16 protein-coding genes and 2 pseudogenes are annotated in these 18021 nt (G+C 69.8%); 14 read left to right on the plus strand and 4 right to left on the minus strand.

The window, feature by feature from the left end; all coding sequences use genetic code 11:
- A partial coding sequence (locus MFF64_RS20825) for an amidohydrolase family protein (RefSeq protein ID WP_238192296.1) occupies positions 1-864 on the minus strand: 864 nt, incomplete at its 3' end.
- 200 nt (positions 865-1064) lie between these two features.
- On the opposite strand from MFF64_RS20825, the gene MFF64_RS20830 reads away from it, so the two are divergent.
- Complete coding sequence (locus tag MFF64_RS20830; protein ID WP_238192298.1) at positions 1065-1361, plus strand: SemiSWEET family transporter; 297 nt, start codon at positions 1065-1067, stop codon at positions 1359-1361.
- A 24-nt stretch (positions 1362-1385) separates the two neighbouring features.
- Here MFF64_RS20830 and MFF64_RS20835 read toward each other — a convergent pair whose 3' ends face one another.
- Positions 1386-2390 (minus strand): LysR family transcriptional regulator, encoded by a 1005-nt coding sequence (locus MFF64_RS20835; RefSeq protein ID WP_238192300.1) that lies wholly within the window; start codon positions 2388-2390, stop codon positions 1386-1388.
- Between the two features lie 313 nt (positions 2391-2703).
- On the opposite strand from MFF64_RS20835, the gene MFF64_RS20840 reads away from it, so the two are divergent.
- Positions 2704-3861, plus strand: a complete 1158-nt coding sequence (locus MFF64_RS20840; RefSeq protein ID WP_238192302.1) for a Gfo/Idh/MocA family protein — start codon at positions 2704-2706, stop codon at positions 3859-3861.
- 160 nt (positions 3862-4021) lie between these two features.
- A complete protein-coding gene (locus MFF64_RS20845; RefSeq protein WP_238192304.1) occupies positions 4022-5269 on the plus strand; it encodes an MFS transporter in 1248 nt (415 codons plus the stop codon).
- A gap of 436 nt (positions 5270-5705) precedes the next feature.
- Here MFF64_RS20845 and MFF64_RS20850 read toward each other — a convergent pair whose 3' ends face one another.
- Positions 5706-7343 carry an L-dopachrome tautomerase-related protein gene (locus MFF64_RS20850; protein WP_238192305.1) on the minus strand — a complete coding sequence of 546 codons (1638 nt, stop codon included), beginning with the start codon at positions 7341-7343 and terminating at the stop codon, positions 5706-5708.
- 399 nt (positions 7344-7742) lie between these two features.
- Here MFF64_RS20850 and MFF64_RS20855 point away from each other — a divergent pair.
- The 3 genes and pseudogenes from MFF64_RS20855 (at position 7743) to MFF64_RS20860 (ending at position 10207) form a co-directional block, all read left to right on the plus strand.
- Positions 7743-9446 (plus strand): annotated as a pseudogene (locus MFF64_RS20855) (ISL3 family transposase).
- A 57-nt stretch (positions 9447-9503) separates the two neighbouring features.
- Positions 9504-9710, plus strand: a pseudogene (locus MFF64_RS38175) (transposase family protein); the annotation flags it as partial.
- Between the two features lie 149 nt (positions 9711-9859).
- A complete protein-coding gene (locus MFF64_RS20860) occupies positions 9860-10207 on the plus strand; it encodes a hypothetical protein (RefSeq protein ID WP_238192306.1) in 348 nt (115 codons plus the stop codon).
- Positions 10208-10474: 267 nt separating this feature from the next.
- On the opposite strand, the gene MFF64_RS20865 is transcribed toward MFF64_RS20860, so the two are convergent.
- The gene (locus MFF64_RS20865; RefSeq protein WP_238192307.1) at positions 10475-10954 is read right to left on the minus strand and encodes a hypothetical protein; all 480 of its coding nucleotides are present in this window, start codon (positions 10952-10954) and stop codon (positions 10475-10477) included.
- A 176-nt stretch (positions 10955-11130) separates the two neighbouring features.
- Here MFF64_RS20865 and MFF64_RS20870 point away from each other — a divergent pair, with 176 nt between their 5' ends.
- The 8 genes from MFF64_RS20870 (at position 11131) to MFF64_RS20900 (ending at position 18018) form a co-directional block, all read left to right on the plus strand.
- A complete protein-coding gene (locus MFF64_RS20870; protein ID WP_238192308.1) occupies positions 11131-11580 on the plus strand; it encodes a hypothetical protein in 450 nt (149 codons plus the stop codon).
- A 218-nt stretch (positions 11581-11798) separates the two neighbouring features.
- Positions 11799-12077 carry a DUF8820 family protein gene (locus MFF64_RS39020; RefSeq protein ID WP_498071625.1) on the plus strand — a complete coding sequence of 93 codons (279 nt, stop codon included), beginning with the start codon at positions 11799-11801 and terminating at the stop codon, positions 12075-12077.
- A gap of 278 nt (positions 12078-12355) precedes the next feature.
- The gene (locus MFF64_RS20875) at positions 12356-13114 is read left to right on the plus strand and encodes a hypothetical protein (RefSeq protein ID WP_099901494.1); all 759 of its coding nucleotides are present in this window, start codon (positions 12356-12358) and stop codon (positions 13112-13114) included.
- Between the two features lie 14 nt (positions 13115-13128).
- Complete coding sequence (locus MFF64_RS20880) at positions 13129-13557, plus strand: DUF6678 family protein (protein ID WP_099901496.1); 429 nt, start codon at positions 13129-13131, stop codon at positions 13555-13557.
- On the plus strand, positions 13557-13988 hold the full coding sequence (locus MFF64_RS20885) for a hypothetical protein (protein ID WP_099901498.1): 432 nt from the start codon (positions 13557-13559) through the stop codon (positions 13986-13988). The genes MFF64_RS20880 and MFF64_RS20885 overlap by 1 nt, the downstream gene beginning before the upstream one ends.
- Positions 13989-14115: 127 nt before the next feature.
- Entirely contained in the window at positions 14116-14376 is a 261-nt protein-coding gene (locus MFF64_RS20890) for a hypothetical protein (RefSeq protein WP_238192309.1), read from the plus strand.
- A 196-nt stretch (positions 14377-14572) separates the two neighbouring features.
- Positions 14573-16678: a caspase family protein gene (locus MFF64_RS20895; protein ID WP_238192310.1), complete on the plus strand. Its 2106-nt coding sequence runs from the start codon at positions 14573-14575 to the stop codon at positions 16676-16678.
- Positions 16675-18018: a hypothetical protein gene (locus MFF64_RS20900; protein ID WP_099901677.1), complete on the plus strand. Its 1344-nt coding sequence runs from the start codon at positions 16675-16677 to the stop codon at positions 18016-18018. The genes MFF64_RS20895 and MFF64_RS20900 overlap by 4 nt, the downstream gene beginning before the upstream one ends.
- The last annotated feature ends 3 nt before the right edge of the window (positions 18019-18021 follow it).

The following is an 18021-nucleotide window of genomic DNA, read 5'->3' on the forward strand; positions in this document are numbered from 1 at the left end:
GCCCTGGGCGGCTTGACGCCTCGAGCCTTCGCCAACCAAGCTGTCACAGCCCGAGTACTTGCATAGGCCACGGACCACAAACCGGGGCAGGACCATGAACGGGGTGTGATGATCCTGACTTCGGACCTGTCGTTCGGGGCACGGGACCAATTGTCTGCCAGCGACACGATATTGACGGCGGCTATGCAGGCCTGCGCGTCGTCGAGGGCCTGCGGCAGGCGCCAGGCGAGGCCGAGAGAGAGGCGCCCGCCGACCAAGCGCTCCGCCCAGCCCCGCTGCCATTCCCCTACCTGGGCGAGATCGATCGGGTCCGTGGTAATCTTGCTCTTCATCCCGTAGAGCAGTCTCGCCCGGATCGGCGCATCTTCGCAGCGCCATGAAGCCGGCCTCGGCATGCTCGCGGTCGCGGACGTTGTCGAAGAAGTCCGCTGTGGTGGTGATGCCGGAGGCCGCGCTCTCGATGGCGCTCAGCAACATGCCGAGATAGGTGTCCTCTAGTGTGTAATGCGCCGACAGCCGGTTGGTGATGGGGAAGAACGCAGTCTCGGGCGTGTTGCGGTACAGGCCTCGCATCTGGCTGATCGAACCGTGGGTGTGAGCATCGATGAAGCCTGGTAGGACCACCGCACCCACCGCCTCGACGATGTCGGCTCCGGCCGGCGCGGTCAGGCTGCGTCCGATCTCAGCGATGCACCCGTCGCGCACGAGGATGTCGGCCTCGGGCAGATCGCCCCGCGCGGCATCCATGGTCATGACGTAGCCGCCGCGGATCAGGGTCACGTCGCCGGGCGGCGCATCGGCCGAGGCGCTCCCCAGCACGGCGCCGTACATCGCTTTGCCCAGGTCTCGCCGACTCATCGCCATCGTCCCGTCGAACCTCCTGCCAGACTGCTGTCAAGCCCAAGATGGGGCATCGACCGCCAGATCATCATGGCCGGACCCGACACGGTGCCATTCCGTTCCGGACAGGTCGGGTAGTCCGTGCCGCACGTTGATGCGCGACGACGCAGGACGGCGACCAACGCCGGCGGTGCCGGTAACGCCGCGTCGATGAGGAGGTTCTTGTGAGCACGAACGTCCGTATCGTCACCGGGAGCCACCGTCCTGCCACGAGCGACAGCGTCGTGCGCTGGCGCGGCTGGATCGCCACTGCAACCGGCGTTCTGATGTTCATCTCGTACATCGACCAGATCCAGCTCAACCTGTCCGGACAGAAGGGCTCAATCATCCAGCCGCTCGCCACGGTGGTGAATTGCGCGCTGTGGACGACCTACGGCGCGTTGCGCCGCGATTGGCCGGTCTCCTTCGCCAATGCTCCGGGGATCGTCCTTGGTACGCTCGCGCTGATCACCGCGCTCTGACGGGTTCGTCCGACGGCGCCGAGGTCAGCCCGGCTCCGCCTCGGCGAGGCCCGTCCCGGGACGGCGCCGGGCAGCCCCGAGGCGCGGCTGCAGCCCTGCCAGCGCCGCAGCCTCGAACAAGCCGAGGTCCGCGCTCGCGGCCAGCGCTGTCGTCATCTCGTCCTCCATGAAGGCGATGAAGGCACGGACGCGGCGGGGCTGATGCAGGCGCGCCGGGTAGACGAGGCGGACCCATCGGTCCGTCCCGCCCCACCATTCCGGTAGGATGCGCACGAGGCGTCCTGCGCGCACGTCGTCGACCACGTCCCAGGCGGCCTTCATCGCGATGCCGAGATCGGCCAACGCGCCGATGTGGCAGATCTCGCCATCGTTACCGCCGGCCACGGAGCGTATCGCGACCTCGACCGACTCCTCGCCGCGCCAAAGCTGCCACTGGGTCGGCGGCGGATCGCCCACCGTCAGACAGGCATGCCTGGCAAGATCGAAGGGATCTCGCGGTGTGCCGGCCTGTGCGAGATAGGCCGGAGAGGCGCACAGAACGCGTGCGTCGGGCACGAGCGGCCGGGCGATCAGGCGACTGTCGGCCAGGGGCGCCTGCCTCATGGCCACGTCGACGCGGCGCTCCACGAGATCGAGAACGTCGTCGCTGGTCAGGATCTGGACCGAGATGCCGGGGTAACGGGTGAGGAAGCGATGCAGGCGTGGCGCGATCTGCCGCTGCGCGAAGGCCGCCGTCGCCGTCACGCGGACGACGCCGCTGGTGCCGTCGCCGCAGGCCTCCTCCGCCGCCTGGATGGCCTCCAGGGCCGTCCGGCAGCGCAGGAGGAATTCCTGTCCCTCCTCGGTCAGGCCGAGCTGGCGCGTGGTTCGCTGGAGCAGGCGGACGCCGAGCTGCGCCTCCAGGCGCTTGAGCCGCTTGGACACCAGGGTGAGCGAGACGTCGAGTTCCTGCGCGGCCCTGGACAGGCTACCCGCGCGCACGATGGCGTCGAAGACGCGAAGATCGTCGATGCTGTCGAGCCGCCCCATCCGGCCCATCTGAGCGCCGGTTCTCTCGGCATCAAGTGATCGCCGAGGTAGTTAGATCTAAGATCCACAGTTGAATCGTCCACCACATCGCCCTGCCGCGGCCGGCGATGGACGAATCCGGTCGCCGCCCGCCATTCTTGCCTGCGGTCGGAGGCAGCCTTGCCGAATCGGGGAGGAGCGGACCGCCACCCGTTTCGTTGTCGCTTCATGCGCTGACCAAAGCCGTCCCGTCCCGAATGACGCGACTGCATCGCGGCCGCCCGGCTCATGCCGGCCTGCCGTCGGCACGCCCAGCCCGCAGGTGACGACTTTCATGACCGGCACGACCTTCCCCCGCCTCGGCCAAGCCGAGACTGTCCGCTACGCCTTCGTCGGCCTGGGCGACATCACCCAGGAGGCGATGCTGCCCGGGGTCCGCCACACCGGCAATTCGCAGATCGCCGCCCTCGTCAGCGGCAATCCCGAAAAGGCGCGTCGGGTCGGCGAGCTATACGGCGTCGCCGACATCTACGGCTACGAGCAGTTCGGCGAGCTGCTGGCGTCGGGCACGATCGACGCGATCTACCTCGCTACCCCGAACTGGCGCCACGCCGAATTCATAATTCCGGCGCTCAAGGCCGGCATTCATGTGCTGGTGGAGAAGCCGCTCGAGATCTCGGCGGAAAAATGCCGGGAGATCCTGGCGGTGCAGTCTGGCTCCTCGGCCAAGCTGATGGTCGCCTACCGGCTGCATTTCGAGCCGGCGACGCTCGCAACCATCGATTTGATCCGCTCCGGTGCGCTCGGCGACCTCTTCACTTTCACGTCGTCCTTCACGCAGATGGTCTCGCCTGCGAATCACCGGGCAAAGAGCGGCGTCGAGGCCGGCCCGATCTTCGACATGGGGCCCTACACGATCAACGCCGCCCGCTCCGTGTTCGGCGACGAGCCGACCGAGGTGGTCTCTGCCGTCGGTGTCCGCCATCCGGAGGCCGGTTTCGGCGACTTCGACGACACCGTTGCGGTGACGCTGCGCTTCCCCGGTAACCGCCTCGCGCAGTTCGTGCTGTCCTATTACGGAAACGTGCTCGACACCTACGCGGTCGTCGGCACCAAGGGCAGCGTCGAGGTCAACCCGGCCTACATGTACGGCAAGCCTCTGGCGCGCACGGTGACCATCGGCGACGAGAAGTTCCGCGACAGCTTAAGGAATACCGACCATTTCGGCGGCGAGCTGAAATACTTCTCGGACTGCATCCTGAACGACACCGCCCCCGAGCCTGACGCTGAGGAGGGCTACGCCGACCTGCGCGTGATCGAGGGCATCCTGAAGGCGCTAGAGATCGGCGGCTCGGCGCCGCTCGAGCCGTTCACGCGCTCCAAGCGCATCGACGTCTCGGGACAGCTCCAGCACCTGCCGGCGCAGGCTCCGCCCGATCTCGTCGGTGTGTCCAACCCCGGCCGGGGCAAGGACAAGTCCCCGCTGAACTGACGGCGCGGCTGGCCGCAACCGCAGCGACAGAACCGAGGCCGGACGGGATCGGGGGTGACCGGCGCCGGTCCCTCCAGCCCTCCCTCATGTCGTCGTCCCCACTTGGCCCGGACCGGCACCGCCGGTCGCGACGGGCCCCGGTGCTTGCAAGCGATCCAAGATGACCCTGATTGAATTCACCGGGAACCGCCCCGCCAATACCGAGGCCGCCGAAGCGTCGCTTCCGGCGCGCGCCACGCCGGGGCGCCACCCGACTCTCGTTCTGCTTGCGCTCGCGGTCGGGGGCTTCGCCATCGGCACGACGGAATTCGCCGCGATGAGCTTGTTGCCGGCCTTCGCCCCCGAGCTCGGCATCGATGCGCCGACAGCCGGACATGTCATCAGCGCCTACGCGCTGGGCGTGGTGGTCGGCGCGCCACTGATCGCCGTCCTGGCCGCACGCTTCGCCCGCCGCACCTTGCTCGTCGGCCTCATGCTGCTCTTTGCTGCTGGCAATGCCCTCTCTGCGCTCGCGCAGGATTACGGCTGGATGCTGGTCTTCCGCTTCATCGCCGGTCTGCCGCACGGCGCCTATTTCGGTGTGGCCTCCCTGGTCGCCGCCGCCCTCGTGCCACGGGAGCGCCGGACGCAGGCGGTCTCGCGGGTGATCCTCGGGCTCTCCGTGGCCACCATCGTCGGCGTGCCGCTCGCCAACGGAGTCGGGCAGGTCGTCGGCTGGCGCTGGAGCTTCGCCCTCGTGGCGGCGCTCGCCACCCTCACGGCGGTCCTAGTGCAGCTCTTCGCGCCCCTCGGCCGGCCCGTCCAGGGTGGCGGCGCCCGACGGGAGCTCGGCGCCCTGAAGCGGGGGCAGGTTTGGCTCACCCTGATGACCGGCGCCATCGGTTTCGGCGGCCTATTCTCGGTCTACACCTATCTCGCCTCGACCCTGATCGAGGTGACGCACACCTCTCCCGCTACGATCCCCGGCGTTCTCGCGGTATTCGGCCTCGGCCTGACAGCCGGGACCGTCGTCTGCGCCTGGGCCGGCGATCGGGCTCTGATGCCGGCCATCGGCCTCACCCTGCTATGGAGCGCTGGTGCGCTCGCCTTCTATCCCCTTGCGGTCGGGAGCGTCTGGACCATGGTGGCGGTGGTATTTCTGATCGGCTCCGGCGGCGGACTGTCGAGCCTGCTGCAAGCTCGGCTGATGGACGTGGCCGAGGATGCGCAGACGTTGGCAGCGGCCCTGAACCACTCGGCCTTCAACACCGCCAACGCCCTCGGGCCGTGGCTGGCGGGTCTCGCCCTGGCGGCCGGGTCCGGCCTGCCGTCGACGGGTGTGGTCGGCATGGGCCTGGCCCTCTCGGGCTTTGCGATCTGGGCCGTGTCGTACCTGCTGGATCGCCGGGCCGGTGCGGCGCGGCGCTGATCAGAATCAGCTCCCGTTCGACGAAGAGCGGGGGGGCTCAAAGCACGATAACGAGCACGCCCTGAGCTTGGCCTCGCCCAAGACATGACGCGAACGAGGCCTAACGAGATCCATGCGATCACGATCCCCGCTGCTTCGTCGGCACGACGACGTCTGCGCCGGCGTGGATGCCGGTGGGGCCAGCGGGTCGCGACGGCCTTGAGCCATCCCGGTCCGGCCGGACTCGTGAGGGTCAACCTCGTCCACCACGAAGGCACGGATCGCGGTTGAGCATGACCGCTGATCCTGGAGATCCTCGACGATACGCGACGCGCAGCCGGTTCACCTCGGCCAGCGCCGGATTTCCGGAAGACTGGGAGGTCACGTGACCTGATCGCATCCTGCGGCGCGATCTCGCGCAGTCGGTGCCGGCGGTGGCCGACACCTGACATCCGGATCAGCCACGGGCCGGAAGCCGGCGCTCCTGCGTCGCGCCGGCGTCGTAGCGGAATGGCGAGCGGAGTGTCATGAACTCGACCCAGGTACCCCACGGCATCCGGCCGAACCATAGCTGGTTGCCCGCCCCGGTCTCGTTGAGACCGAGGTCGTGGGGACCTTCCAGCAGCGTCCCGCCCGCGGCTGCGAACCGCTCCGTCGCAAGAGTGATGTCATCCACCACCATGCTGACATGGTTGAGGCCGACGTCGTTGATTCCCGCCGCCTGGGTGCGGTCGACCCCCGTGAGCTGGAACAGCTCGATATTCGCCCCGTTGCCGAGGCGCATCAGGCACGCGCCGCGCATGGTCGCGGTTTTCGGCAGGCCGTTGATCCGGCCGACATCGGCCGCGGTGAGCGGCTCATCCGTCAGCTTGAGGTGGCGGTAGAGCAGCGTCGCGCCGAAGGCGTCCTGCAGGAAGCGGATCGCCGCCTCCATGTCCGGCACCGTCATGGCGACGTGCTCGATGCCGTGGATGTCGGACAGACCGCGCGGCGGCGAGCGGCCAGTCACCGCATCGCCGAGCCGGACGCCGGCCAGTTCCCCCGGCAGCGGCAGGCAGAGAACCTGCCAGGGCGCCCGCATCCGGTCGTCTCCCCCGTTGTTGGAGGCAAGGTTCTCGAGTTGGGAGGCAGGAACGCAGAGGCGCCGCTGCCCGTCGATGCAGATCGCGTCGGGGGAGGCCAGCCGGTCGTCCTGCACGAGCGTCAGCATCCGTCCCTGCGGCGTCAGCACGGCGATCCGGCGGGTCTCAGCGTCGGAGAGGTAGAGGTTGCCCAGCGTATCCATTGCGGTGCCGCCGATGGTCGGGATCTCGGCGATGGTCTGGATCGCCGCCGCGAGCTCGGCATCCGTCAGGCTCTCGTCTGTGAGCAGAGTCGTCGCGATCCGGCGGAGCGGTCCCGTCGGCGTCGCCCAGTAGAGCCAGGCCCCGTCGGCATCGAGCTCGATCATGTCGCTGGCAACCGCCGGGCGGCGGCCGGCAGCATCAGCCAGGAGACGAGCGCCATGCCCCTTCTGCGCCGCGTCGGCGGGCCTGCGCAGCAGCGGGTGGCCGGAGAGACGGCGCAGGGTCCGGTTAGCCCCCAGATCGTGGACGATGAGGCCGCCGAGCCCGGAATCGGTGACGTAGAGCATGTGATCGTGCAACCGCAGGTCGTTCATCGTCGCCCCGTCCGGGAGGATGTCGTCGCCGAAGCGGATCACAGCGAGCACGGCTCCGGTGCGGGGATCGAGGCGGACGATCTTGTGCCCGCCCGGCACGGCGCTCTCTCCCACGGCACCCTGATCGACGACCCACAGCGTCCCGTCGTTGAAGACGTGGACGGCGTTCACCATCACGAACGCCTCGCGCCCGTCGCCGCCCTGCCTCCAGGCGTTCCACGCCCCGCCGGGGAACGGCGACAGCGCCCCGTCCTGCTCGACCCTGACGAGCGAGGGAGTCTCTGTGTGGCCGGGGAAACGCGGCAAGCCGAGGAACATGGTGCCGTCCGGTGCGACTGCGACGCCGTTGCACGGCCAGCGGGACTGCGCCGCGACCGTCAGGACAGGCGTCTGCGCGGAGGCGGCGCTCGCCCCCGGAGGGGTGATCATCGACATAGGGGATAGACCTCTGCTGGTGGCAAGCACAGCAAGCGCGGATCGACGGGTGAAATGCGGTGGCAGCATGGGGAGGGAAACAGACGACACCACCGAGAGTGACTGGCCGCTAGGGCAAGGGACTCTTGCATCCTCGGCGGGAGTCTTGACGACAGCAGCCGTGGAAGAGCACGTCGAACTCGATCGTGTTATCCACCGGGCCGCCCGTCGCGGACCAGCTCGACCATCTGGCGGCGGAACTCCGCCGGGGACGGGGGACGGGTTCTCAGCATGGCAAACACACCTCACGCGAAATCGCTCTCGGTGTCCACCGATCCGGTTCTTGCTCACGTTGCGTGGATGGCGGTGGATTGACTCGGGCCGAGGATGGTCTGATCCGCCCTCCCCATCGTGGGTGGCATGAACATTCCCTTCGCCATCCCCGAGTGCCGCGTCGCGCATCGCGTCGAACGACACGACGATCACCTCGTCATTCCGGTGCGACTGGACGCAGCCACAGGCTGCTGCCCCGAGTACGGGCAGGCGAGCCGGTCGGTCCACAGCCGCTACCAGCGTCATCCCGCCGACCTGCCGCTGTCGGCATCGCGGACCACGCTGCGCATCGAGGTGAGGCGGTTCTACTGCCTCAATCCGGCCTGCCGACGCCGGACCTTCGCGGAGACGCCCCTGACCCTCCTCGCGCCGCGCGCCCGGCGCACGCGGCGTCTTGGCGAGGCACAGGCCAGGGTCGGCGTCGCTTGCGGCGGTGCCCGTTTCCTCACGCACCTCCACATGCCGGCGAGCCGCGCGACCGTGCTGCGGCTCGTCACACGCATGCCGATGCTCGACGCACCTGCTCCTATTCACGTCGGCATCGATGATTGAGCGATCCGCAAGGGCAGCCGCTACGGCACGATCGTCGTGGATCTCGACCGCCACCGCGTGATCGACCTCCTCCCGGATCGTACAGCGCTTACGCTGTCCGGTTGGCTCGAACGGCACTCTGACGTGCGCCTCATCACCCGGGATCGCTCGACCGAGTACGCGCGCGGCGCGAGCCTCGGCGCGCCTCAGGCGCAGCAGGTCGCCGATCGATGGCACCTGCTCACCAACATGCGGCAGGCCGTCGAACGCTGGCTCCATGGTGCTCATGCTCGACTGCGGAGCCTGCCGCCTCTTCCTGGGCCGGCCGCTCGTACCGCCCGGCGCGACCGCGCTTTTGCCCGCTCTACGCCGGAATTGGAGGCAGGCACACAGAGCCGGATGCGATGGCAGGCCATTTATGACGAGGTGCGGCACCGTCATGCCAGCGGGGAGCCGCTGCTCGGGATCGCCCATGCCATGGGGCTGGCGCGTGCCACGGTGCGCAAATACGCGACCGCCGAGACCTTCCCAGCGCGGCTGCCCCACGGCGCCGGACCCAGCCTCCTTGATCCGCACGTCGTGTACCTGGCGGGACGGATCGATGAAGGCCGCGAGAATGCAATGGCTTTGTGGCGCGAGATCCGGGAACGGGGCTATCCCGGGACGAGCCGGCAGGTGCACCGCTTCGTCGCCGAGCGTCGGACGAGGCCGGTCCGATCAGGCTGCAAGCCCCGCTACGCCAAGGACTCCGCCTCGAAGCCGCGTGTATCGGAAGCTCCTTTGCCGCCCGCACGGCAGCTTGCGTGGCTGCTCGTGCAGCCGACCTCGGTCTTGGATGAGGGCGAAGCGGCTGTGGTGAGCCACGTCGAGCAGGATGACACCGCATGGACGGTCATGGATCTGGCTCGCCGCTTCACGGCACTGGTGCTCGCCGCAGGGAAGGGCAAGACCGCCGCCGATGATCAGAATGCGGACCCCGCAGCGGACATCGCCGCCTGGATCACGCAGGCACGGACCTGCGACGCTCCTGCCATCGCGACGTTCGCCTCGGGAGTGGACGCGGTCATCGCTGCCGTCTGGGATGCCCTCACGGAGCCCTGGAGTAGCGGCCAGGCCGAAGGCCAGGTCAACCGGCTCAAGCTTATCAAGCGCCAGTGTTATGGACGGGCAGGCCTCGAACTCCTGAAGCGCCGTATGGTTCTTGCCGCCCGATCCACGCAAAACGAGCATGAACCGTTCTTGCTCTCTTTGCGTGGATAGCGGTTGATCGACTCGGGCCGCTGATGGGTAGGCCCCCCCTCCCCCCTCGTGGGTGGCATGAACATCCCCCTCGCCATTCCCAACTGTCGCGCCGCGCGTTTCGTCGAACGACACGAGGATTACCTCGTCGTCCCGGTGCGACTGGACGCAGCCAGCGGCCGCTGCCCCGAGTGCGGGCAGGCGAGCCGGTCCGTCCATCGCCGCTGTCACCGCCATCCTGCCGACCTGCCGCTGTCGGCCTCACGGACGGTGCTACGCGTCCAGGTGCGGCGGTTCTGGGTCGTGCAACGGTGCGCAAGTATGCGAGCGCCGAGACGGTCCCGGCGCGGCTGCCTCACGGTGCTGGGCCGAGCCTCCTTGATCCGCACGTCGCATACTTGGCGGGGCGGATCGACGAGGGCTGCGAGAACGCGATGGCCCTGTGGCGCGAGATCCTGGAGCAGGGCTATCCGGGGACGAGCCGGCAAGTTCATCGCTTCGTCGCCGAGCGCCGGACGAGGCCGGTCCGATCAGGCCGCAAGCCCCGCTGTGCCAAGGCTTCGGCTTCGGAGCCGCCTGGATCGGAAGCCCCGCTGCCGCCCGCACGGCAGCTGGCGTGGCTGCTCGTGCAGCCGAGTTCGGTCTTGGATGAGGCCGACGCGGCTGTGGTGAGCCGCGTCGAGCAGGACGGTACCGCGCGGGCCGTCATGGGTCTGGCCTGCCGTTTCACGGCCCTGGTGCGCCCGATTGCCGAAGTTTTCGCGGGCGGCGCGGGAGGTTGACTGCGCCGCCTCAAGGGCGAGGCGGGCTTGCTCGACCCGGCGTCCGACGTCCTCCAGCTCGCGCTGAAGCTGCTTCAGAGTCTCGGCCGATGCAGCAGCCGGATCACGGTCGAGGAACTGTTCCAGGGTGCAGCGCTGCTCGACTGCGCCGGTCGCCGACCACGAGCGAGCCCAGGCCGATCAGGAAGACCGCGAACGCGAGGGCGACGAGCCAGAGAACGAGGTTGAACCAGCATTCGGGGAGGCGAGATGCGGATCGCACGCCGTTCAGCCTCTGCCGCTCGTGAAAGTCCATGCGACCTCACGGCGCCCGTGAGGCCATTTGGGGGGCGTCGTGTCCGTCGAAGCGACGCGGAGCGGAACGCCAGCAGCGGGGGTATGGGCTCGTGCGGCTTGGCCGGCTTTGCGCCCGGGAGAGCCGCCATGCATGGCGCCGAGCACCGAAAGGGCGCCGAGCAGCACCATAAGCACGGAGTAGTACTGCATCGGGATCCAGAACAGGGTGTGGCGCCCGCGCAGGATCACGATCTGTCCCGTGCGCGGATCGACGAGTTCGCGACCTGGGCGATTGTTGAGCCGGGCGCCGAGCCACCAGTTGAAGGCTGCGGCGACGACCCAGACGAGGACGACCCCGGTCGGCGTCGGGATGCCGATGCGCGCGAGCGCCGGATCGAGGAGCACGCTGCCGACAAGGCCCGCGGCCGCGATGAGTGCCGAGAGCATGCCCCAGCCTGACCAGATGATCATGTGTTCGAACTCCTCATGATGAACTTCTCATTGGACGCGTCCGTTGAGAGCCGAGCGGCCGCATCTTTCAGCGCTCAACAGGGCGTGCGCCGTGCAGACCCATTTTCGCTATCGCGAGCCGCCAGTGCTGGGATCATGCCGTGCGTCGATTGCGAATGAGCGAGAGCAGGGCCCCGATGACGCAGGCCGCGATCGCAACCATGCCCAACATAAGGGTGATCGTCCGGTTCCACAGCCTGTCGAGGCCGAGATCGGTGGTGACGAGGTCCGGCGATCAGACCGACGAGAGCGCGCGGCCGCAAGGGCACGTGCGATATCGTTGCCTCGGGAATGGCCGCCTCCTCGGTGCGGGACTTCAGATGCTATGGCCGCATCGGGCGCGCCAGATGATCGCAAGACGATTGGGCGGCGCCGTCGAGGGTGCGCCGGTCGAAGTGCCGGAAAAGCGCCGGGAGATCGGGAGCAGCACGTCCGAGGTCTCGGCTGGTAGCAGGATTTCTACCGGGATGAGCGTGCAGGTCAACCGAATGTTTCCGGCGGCAGTCGAAGAGGCAACCCACGACCCGTCGTCGAGCGTTGGGACGCAGGCGTTGCGGTCCCGTTCTCGGGCCTGGTCGGGCGTGTGACCTCTCGATCGCAGCGGTTGCACAACCGTGGTTGACCCCTAGTCGATCCTCGGGTTAGCGTGACGAATGAAAGAGAATCCTGATGGCCTCGCTTATCGAGGCTTGGCCGCCACTGACCACACACTGCGATCATCAGCCGGATAAGGAGCAGCGCTCGGCGTGGAGCCGACCGCTGATCTCGAGCACCAGCGGAGTCTGCCAAGTGGCGACGGGGCGATATCTTCATCCAGGCGATCCGAGCCCTACTGCGGGAGGCCGCCGAGCGGCCCCTGCCGCACACTGCGCTCGCCCACGGCGAGCATACCGGTTACAGCCACCGGGTTGCCGACCCCGCCTCCCTGTTCGTCGGAGACGGCTGCTTCTACCTCGGCGTGGGCGGAGATCAGGCGCGGGTCGTTCATGACGAGCACGGCACGATCGCTCTCGCGCGCGGCGTCTACCGGGTCTGGCGGCAGCGCGAATACACGCTCCAGCGCATCGTGACCGTGCAGGACTGAGGGCCGGTGAGCCCTCAACCGACCCCCCGCTTCGCACGAGCCCGTCCGGCGCGTGCTGCGCCCCCCACGAATGCCTTGCCGCGGCGGAGGCCGCCGCGGTGCTCGACCCTCCCGCCACTCCCTGCCCGCCACTCCCTGCCCGCCACGCCCGGCCCGCATGGTGGCAGGCATTCTGGGCGACGAGCTCGCGAAGCCGCCGGCCCGCCATCGCGAAAAGGATCGCGACCGCGCCCGCCGCGATCATCGCCAGCCCGACGCCCGCATGCGGATATCCTGCCATGAGACCCGTCCATCCGACGCTCAGGACCGCCCGCCGGTCACGCCGCGCCGTCGTGCTCGCGGTCCTGGCCTCCGCAGCGGGCGTCTCGGGCGGGCGTGCGGAGGAGAACGAGTGCCAGTGCGCTCCCGTCCTCTCGGCCGGCCCGGTCCTCGCCCTGGAGCGGGTCTCCGCCCCGGGCCGCACCGCCTTCGTCAAGGACGGCCTTGCCCGCGCGGGCTGCCCCGATTCGGGCACGGCCTGCCGCGAGCGGGCCTATCTGGTGACCCGCGATGCCGTGATCCTCGGCGAGCGCCGCGGCGCCTCCCTGTGCGCGACCTACCGGAGCGCGAAGGACGACGATGTCGGCCGGACCGGCTGGATCCCGGCCGAGGCGGTGGCGGTCGAGCCCGCGGCTCCGGTCGCCATCGAGGGATGGCTCGGCACCTGGAAGCAGGCGGAGGCGCAGATCCGGGTGACACGCGGGGACAAGGCCGACGCGCTCGCTGTTGCCGGCTACGCGACCTGGGGCGCGAGCGACCCCGACCGGGTTCGCCGCGGCGGGATCCATATCGGCGAGATATCCGGCACGGTCGTGCCCGTCGGCGACGCCGTCAGCTTCGCCATGGGCGAGAACGGCACGCTGCCGGTGCAGAAGGGCGGCGACTCCGATTGCAAGGTCTGGCTGCGACGGCTCGGCCCCTGGCTGCTCGTCGACGACAACCTCGCCTGCGGCGGCATGAACGTCACGGTGCGCTGCGTCTACTGGCGTACGCCGTGACGGGAGCGACGACGATGAGCATCCATAAGAATGCGGACCTGCGCCGGCTCGCTGCTCGGGCGCGGCGGGACTTCTCCGTCGCGCGCATGGCGGACACCAAGTGGCGCAAGCTGTTCGGCGCCCTGCGCGAGGCGGTCCCCGGGATCCGGATGCGCGTGAAGTTCCTGAACGTCGCCGAGCCGAGGGATTTCGGGACGCCGTGGACCGTCTGGCTGCATCCGCCCCGTCCTTGGATCGACACTGCCGTGCTCGGGCCGGTGGAGTTGCGGGCGATCGAGTGGCTGGATGTCCCGGCTGTGGTGCATTGTCCGGGCGGGAGCGGCCGTTCCGACCGGGAGACCGTGCAGGATCTCGACACCGTGGAGGCATGCCCCGCGGCGCTGGGCCGTTTTCCCGTGGAGCGGTCCGAGCGGGGCCTGCGGGTGACGGGCTACGCACGCTGATGCGCGCCGCCGCCCTCCTCGCGCTCGCCCTCCTGTCCGGCCCCGCCCGGGCTGCGCCCGCACCGGTCGCCGGCCTTCCGCTGCCGGGCTGCGCCGAAGTGCGCGCCGCCGCCCTGTTCGACGCCGCGCTCGTCGCATCGTTCGAGAAGCGCTATCCGCCGGCTCTCGTCGGCGAGGCCTCGGTCGAGCGGCTCGCCCTCGATCCGGGGCAGGTCGAGAACGCCGCCGCCTATCTCGCCTGCGTGGCCGGCCTCACCGGGTTCGACGTCTACGTCGCCGAGCAGGGGCTCGCCCTCTTCGCCAGCCGGCGCCACGGCCGGGCGGCGCTCGCGGCCCTCGACCGGATCGCTCGCGGGCCCGGGCCGGAGGCGCGGGGCGCCCGCGACTATGCCCGGCAGATCCGGGCCTACCTGCGGGGGCCGAGCCGATGAGCACGCGTCCCGCCGCCGCGCGCTCGACGAGAATTTTTCTGCCCGTGCCGGCTCACCGCCCACGAAAACCGATCTGGTCGGCCCATGGCCTCGATGAGGGCGGACAGCGCCCGAACGGAGATGCGCCATGACGAAGACCACGATCCTCGCCGCCGCAGTCCTGCTCTGCTGCACGGTCTCGGGAATCGCCCAGGATGGCGAGTCTCACGGGAGCCGCGGCAACAAAGAATTCATCGGTATCGATCTCGACAACGGCGGGGTCTACTACAACGGCCGTGATTCTGGGCGTTACTGCCTCTATCGCACGGTCGAGGTGTTCAACCGGGCTACTGGATACATCGAGCCGCGGCGGGTGCGCCGGTGCGGGCGCGGCCTCTACCTGCGCTGAGGAGGTCCCGCGATGCTGAAGACCCTCTCGCCACTCCACCTCGCCCTTCTCAGTCTCGCCCTCGCCGCAGGTTAGACCATCGCGACGCCATGCAACGGCCGGCTTTCGTTTCCACCGTTCCGCCCTCCCGGCCGGAAGGCCGTTCGTCGGGGATCGACGGCCGGAAGCCCACCGCCCTCGGGAAAGGAGAACGCGCATGACGAAGGTTCCGGTGTCGTGGCGGCGCCTCGTCCACGCCGCTCTCGTCATCGTGGTGCAGGCGGCGGCGATCCTTGCCCCGGTCGCGGCCCGGGCCGCCCCCGACGCGCGCGCTCCCGAAACCTCGGCCTTTACCGATAACGGGGACTCGGTCGCTGTCGTGATCGGCAATCGAAGCTACAAGCAGACGGTGCCGGTCGACTACGCACATAACGACGCCGAGGCGATGCGCGCCTACCTCGTCCAGCGCCTCGGCTACCGCGACGCCAACGTCTTCGTTCTCAAGGACGCGACGCTCAACGAGTTCAACCAGGTGTTCGGCACCGAGCGCAATCCGCAATCCGGCCGGCTGTGGCGCAGCGTACGCGAGGGACGCTCGAACGTCTTCGTCTACTATTCGGGCCACGGCGTGCCCGACCTCGCGAGCCGCCAGCCCTTTCTCCTGCCGGAGGACGGCAACCCGAACCAGGGCGAGAGCGGCTACGCCCTCGAGACGCTCTATCGCAACCTCGACCTCGTGAAGCGCAAGATCGGGTCCGAGCGGCAACTCGTCGTGATGGTCGATGCTTGCTTCACCGGCGAGACTGGACGGAAGGGGGAGAGCCTGCTCGCCGTCTCGGCCCCCGGCTTCGCCCCGGCCCGGCCGAAGGCGGAGAGCGGGATCGTGCGGCTGGTGGCGACCTCGGGCGCGACCCCGGCGAACTGGGACGAGGCCAACCGTCTCGGCCTTCTCACCAGCCGTTTCCTGATGGGCGTCTCGGGCCTCGCCGATGCGGGTGACTGGCCGGGCGGCGGAGACGGCCGGATCACCTGGGCGGAGCTGAAGGGCTACTTGAAGCGCGAGGTCGAGGAGGCGGCGCGGCGCGCCTCCGGCCGCGAGCAGGTGCCGGAGGTCGACGACGCGCCGATCGTCCTTCAGGCCTCGCTGCCAGTGAACGCGGTGGCGAGAGGCGTCGCGGCCGTGCGCGACGAGGCGGCGTGGCGACGGGCGGAAGGCGCCGGCACGCGCGAGGCTGTCGAGGCCTATATCGGCACCTGCGGCGAGGTCTGCGCCTACCGGTCCCAGGCGATGGACCGGCTGCTCGCCGGTCGGCAGCGCGACGCAGCAGCGATCGATCAAGAGAACTGGGCGAGGTTCGGTGCGGCGCGGCAGTACCAGGCCTACCTCGATTCCTGCACCGAGACCTGCGCCTATCGCGGCCTGGCGCAAGGCTATCTCGGCGGCTCCGACCCGAGCGGCGACCCGCGGGTGAAGACCTGCGACGCGCTCGCCGCCGGCACCGACGATCCCGACCGGCCGCAAGCCGTCCCCGGCGTGAAGTATGGGCGGATCGAGGCCGCGTCCGCGATCGAGGCCTGCCGCGGGGCGTCAGCCGCCTACCCGTCCTTACGCCGCCTCGCCTATCAGCTCGGCCGCGCCTACGACCGGGTCGACCGCTCGAAGGAGGCGTTCGCGGCCTACGACCGGGCGGCCAAGGCCGGCAGCACGGCGGCGATGAACAACCTCGCCACGCTCTACGAGAACGGCCAGGGCGTGAAACGTTCGCAAAGCGAGGCTTTGCGCCTCTACCGGCAGGCCGGCGAGGCCGGCAACGTGGTGGCGCTCGCCAACGCTGCCCGCATGCTCGAATACGGCAACGGCGTCCCGAAGAACGAGGCCGAGGCGGTGGCGCTCTACAAGCGCGCCGCGGAGGGCGGCGACGTGCCCTCGATCAGCAAGCTCGTGCCGCACTACGCCACCGGCGCCCACGGCTTCCCGAGGGATCTGCGCCAGGGCTTCGACCTGTTCCGCAAGGCCGCCGACAAGGGGGATCCGGTGGCGATGGCGACGATGGCCACCCTGATCGACAACGGCTTTGCCCGCTACTTCCCGGGCGTCAGCGCCGCCGACATGGTGCTGCGGGCGCTCAAGCGAGGCGAGCTCGGCGCCGCGTCGGTGTCGGCCACCGACACCGCGGCGCAGAAGCTGAAGCCCGAGACGATCCGCACCGTGCAGCGCGCGATCAAGCAGGCCGACTATTATCCGGGGGCGCTCGACGGACGCTTCAACCCGGTCTTCGTGCGCGCTCTCGATCAGTACGCCAAGGCGAACGAGGCGGAATGAGGAGCCTCCTCGCCGCATCGCTCGCCGCGTTCCTCGCCGCAGGCCTGCCGACCCGCGCCGATCCCGGCACCGACGCCCTCGCGCCCTTCCTCGACGCGGTCGCTTCCTGCGCCGGGCGGTCCGATCTGTCGCTCGCCGTCATCGGGCCCGAGCCCGGCCAGACCGCGTGGTCGCGCGAGCAGGCCGAGGAGGTGCGTCTCGCAGTCGAGAGCCGGCTGCAAGGGACCGGCCGGGTCCGCCTCGCCGCCGCCGCCGACGTGGTGCGGGTCAAGGCCCTGCGCGAGGGAACGACCGGACTGTCCGGCCCGGAGGCCGAGGCGCAGATCCGCGCCGCCTTCGCGGGCGAGGCCAGCGTGTTCCTGGTCGAGCCGCGCCGCGCCGGCGAGACCGCGGCGTTCCGGCTCCAGGCGATCACACGGAGCGCCTCCTGCAAGGCGACGAGCGAGCCCCTGACGGTCCCGATCCGCGTGGGCGCCGGCGTCGCCGACGTCGATGCCGAGATGGAGCGGGCGGTGAAGGCCTTCGGGCAGGCGGCACCGAACGTCGCCGCGGTCGAGGTCTGCCCGTTCGAGGCCGAGGGCGGCCACTCGACCTGCGCCGGTGCGCTCACCGACCGCCTGCTCATTGCTCTCGACGCCGAGGCGCGCTCGGCCAACCGCCTCCTCAAGGGCGCACGCCTCGAGGTGCGCCGCCGCCCGCCCGGCACCACCTGCACCGGTCCGGTGACGGCGCGCGGGCGCTTCCTCACCGACCGCGAGCGCCGCTCCTGGATGGAGGTGGAGTTCCAGCGCGACGGCGCGGTGCTGGCGCCGACCGGGCGGCGGCGCATCGCCGTCGAGGGTTTGGGCTGCGATCCGACCCCGCGCCCCTTCCTCGACCACCTCGCGGCGACGGCGCGCACCGATGGCGGCCGGCTCGCGGTCGCCACCACCGCCACCCCGTTCGCGCGCGGTCAGCGGCTGGAGCTGCGCATCGACGCGCGGGCGCGCCAGAGCCTGTACTGCTGGGTGGTGGCGCCGGATGAGACCGCCTTTGTGGCGCTGCCGGTGCGGGGCAACGCCGCCTCGCTGAGCCCTCTCGCCGCCGGCGACGTCCGACGCTACCCGCGCGGCTACGGTCTCGACGAGATCGTCGCCGGGGACCCGTTCGAGAACCTGTTTTCCTGCTTCGGCGTCGCCGGCGGCCTGCCGCCGGAACTCGCCGAGCGCTGGCTCGCCGCCGCGCCGGGCACCGACGGCGCTGCCCGCCTGCTCCAGCCGCCCGAGGTGCTCGATCTCGTCGAGCGGATCCGGGCGGTGCCGGGCGTGACCGAGGCGACGGCCAGGATCGTGGTGCGATGACGG

This window comes from Methylobacterium frigidaeris, from assembly GCF_022179185.1.
Lineage (GTDB): Bacteria > Pseudomonadota > Alphaproteobacteria > Rhizobiales > Beijerinckiaceae > Methylobacterium > Methylobacterium frigidaeris.

Coding starts and splice junctions, on each gene's coding strand:
- MFF64_RS20840 (WP_238192302.1), top strand. CDS start 2,704: ATGACCGGCACGACCTTCCCCCGCCTCGGCCAAGCCGAGACTGTCCGC.
- MFF64_RS20835 (WP_238192300.1), bottom strand. CDS start 2,390: ATGGGGCGGCTCGACAGCATCGACGATCTTCGCGTCTTCGACGCCATC.
- MFF64_RS20875 (WP_099901494.1), top strand. CDS start 12,356: ATGAGACCCGTCCATCCGACGCTCAGGACCGCCCGCCGGTCACGCCGC.
- MFF64_RS20870 (WP_238192308.1), top strand. CDS start 11,131: ATGACGCAGGCCGCGATCGCAACCATGCCCAACATAAGGGTGATCGTC.
- MFF64_RS20900 (WP_099901677.1), top strand. CDS start 16,675: ATGAGGAGCCTCCTCGCCGCATCGCTCGCCGCGTTCCTCGCCGCAGGC.
- MFF64_RS20865 (WP_238192307.1), bottom strand. CDS start 10,954: ATGATCATCTGGTCAGGCTGGGGCATGCTCTCGGCACTCATCGCGGCC.
- MFF64_RS20885 (WP_099901498.1), top strand. CDS start 13,557: ATGCGCGCCGCCGCCCTCCTCGCGCTCGCCCTCCTGTCCGGCCCCGCC.
- MFF64_RS20895 (WP_238192310.1), top strand. CDS start 14,573: ATGACGAAGGTTCCGGTGTCGTGGCGGCGCCTCGTCCACGCCGCTCTC.
- MFF64_RS20880 (WP_099901496.1), top strand. CDS start 13,129: ATGAGCATCCATAAGAATGCGGACCTGCGCCGGCTCGCTGCTCGGGCG.
- MFF64_RS20845 (WP_238192304.1), top strand. CDS start 4,022: ATGACCCTGATTGAATTCACCGGGAACCGCCCCGCCAATACCGAGGCC.
- MFF64_RS20850 (WP_238192305.1), bottom strand. CDS start 7,343: ATGTCGATGATCACCCCTCCGGGGGCGAGCGCCGCCTCCGCGCAGACG.
- MFF64_RS20860 (WP_238192306.1), top strand. CDS start 9,860: ATGGCCCTGTGGCGCGAGATCCTGGAGCAGGGCTATCCGGGGACGAGC.
- MFF64_RS20890 (WP_238192309.1), top strand. CDS start 14,116: ATGACGAAGACCACGATCCTCGCCGCCGCAGTCCTGCTCTGCTGCACG.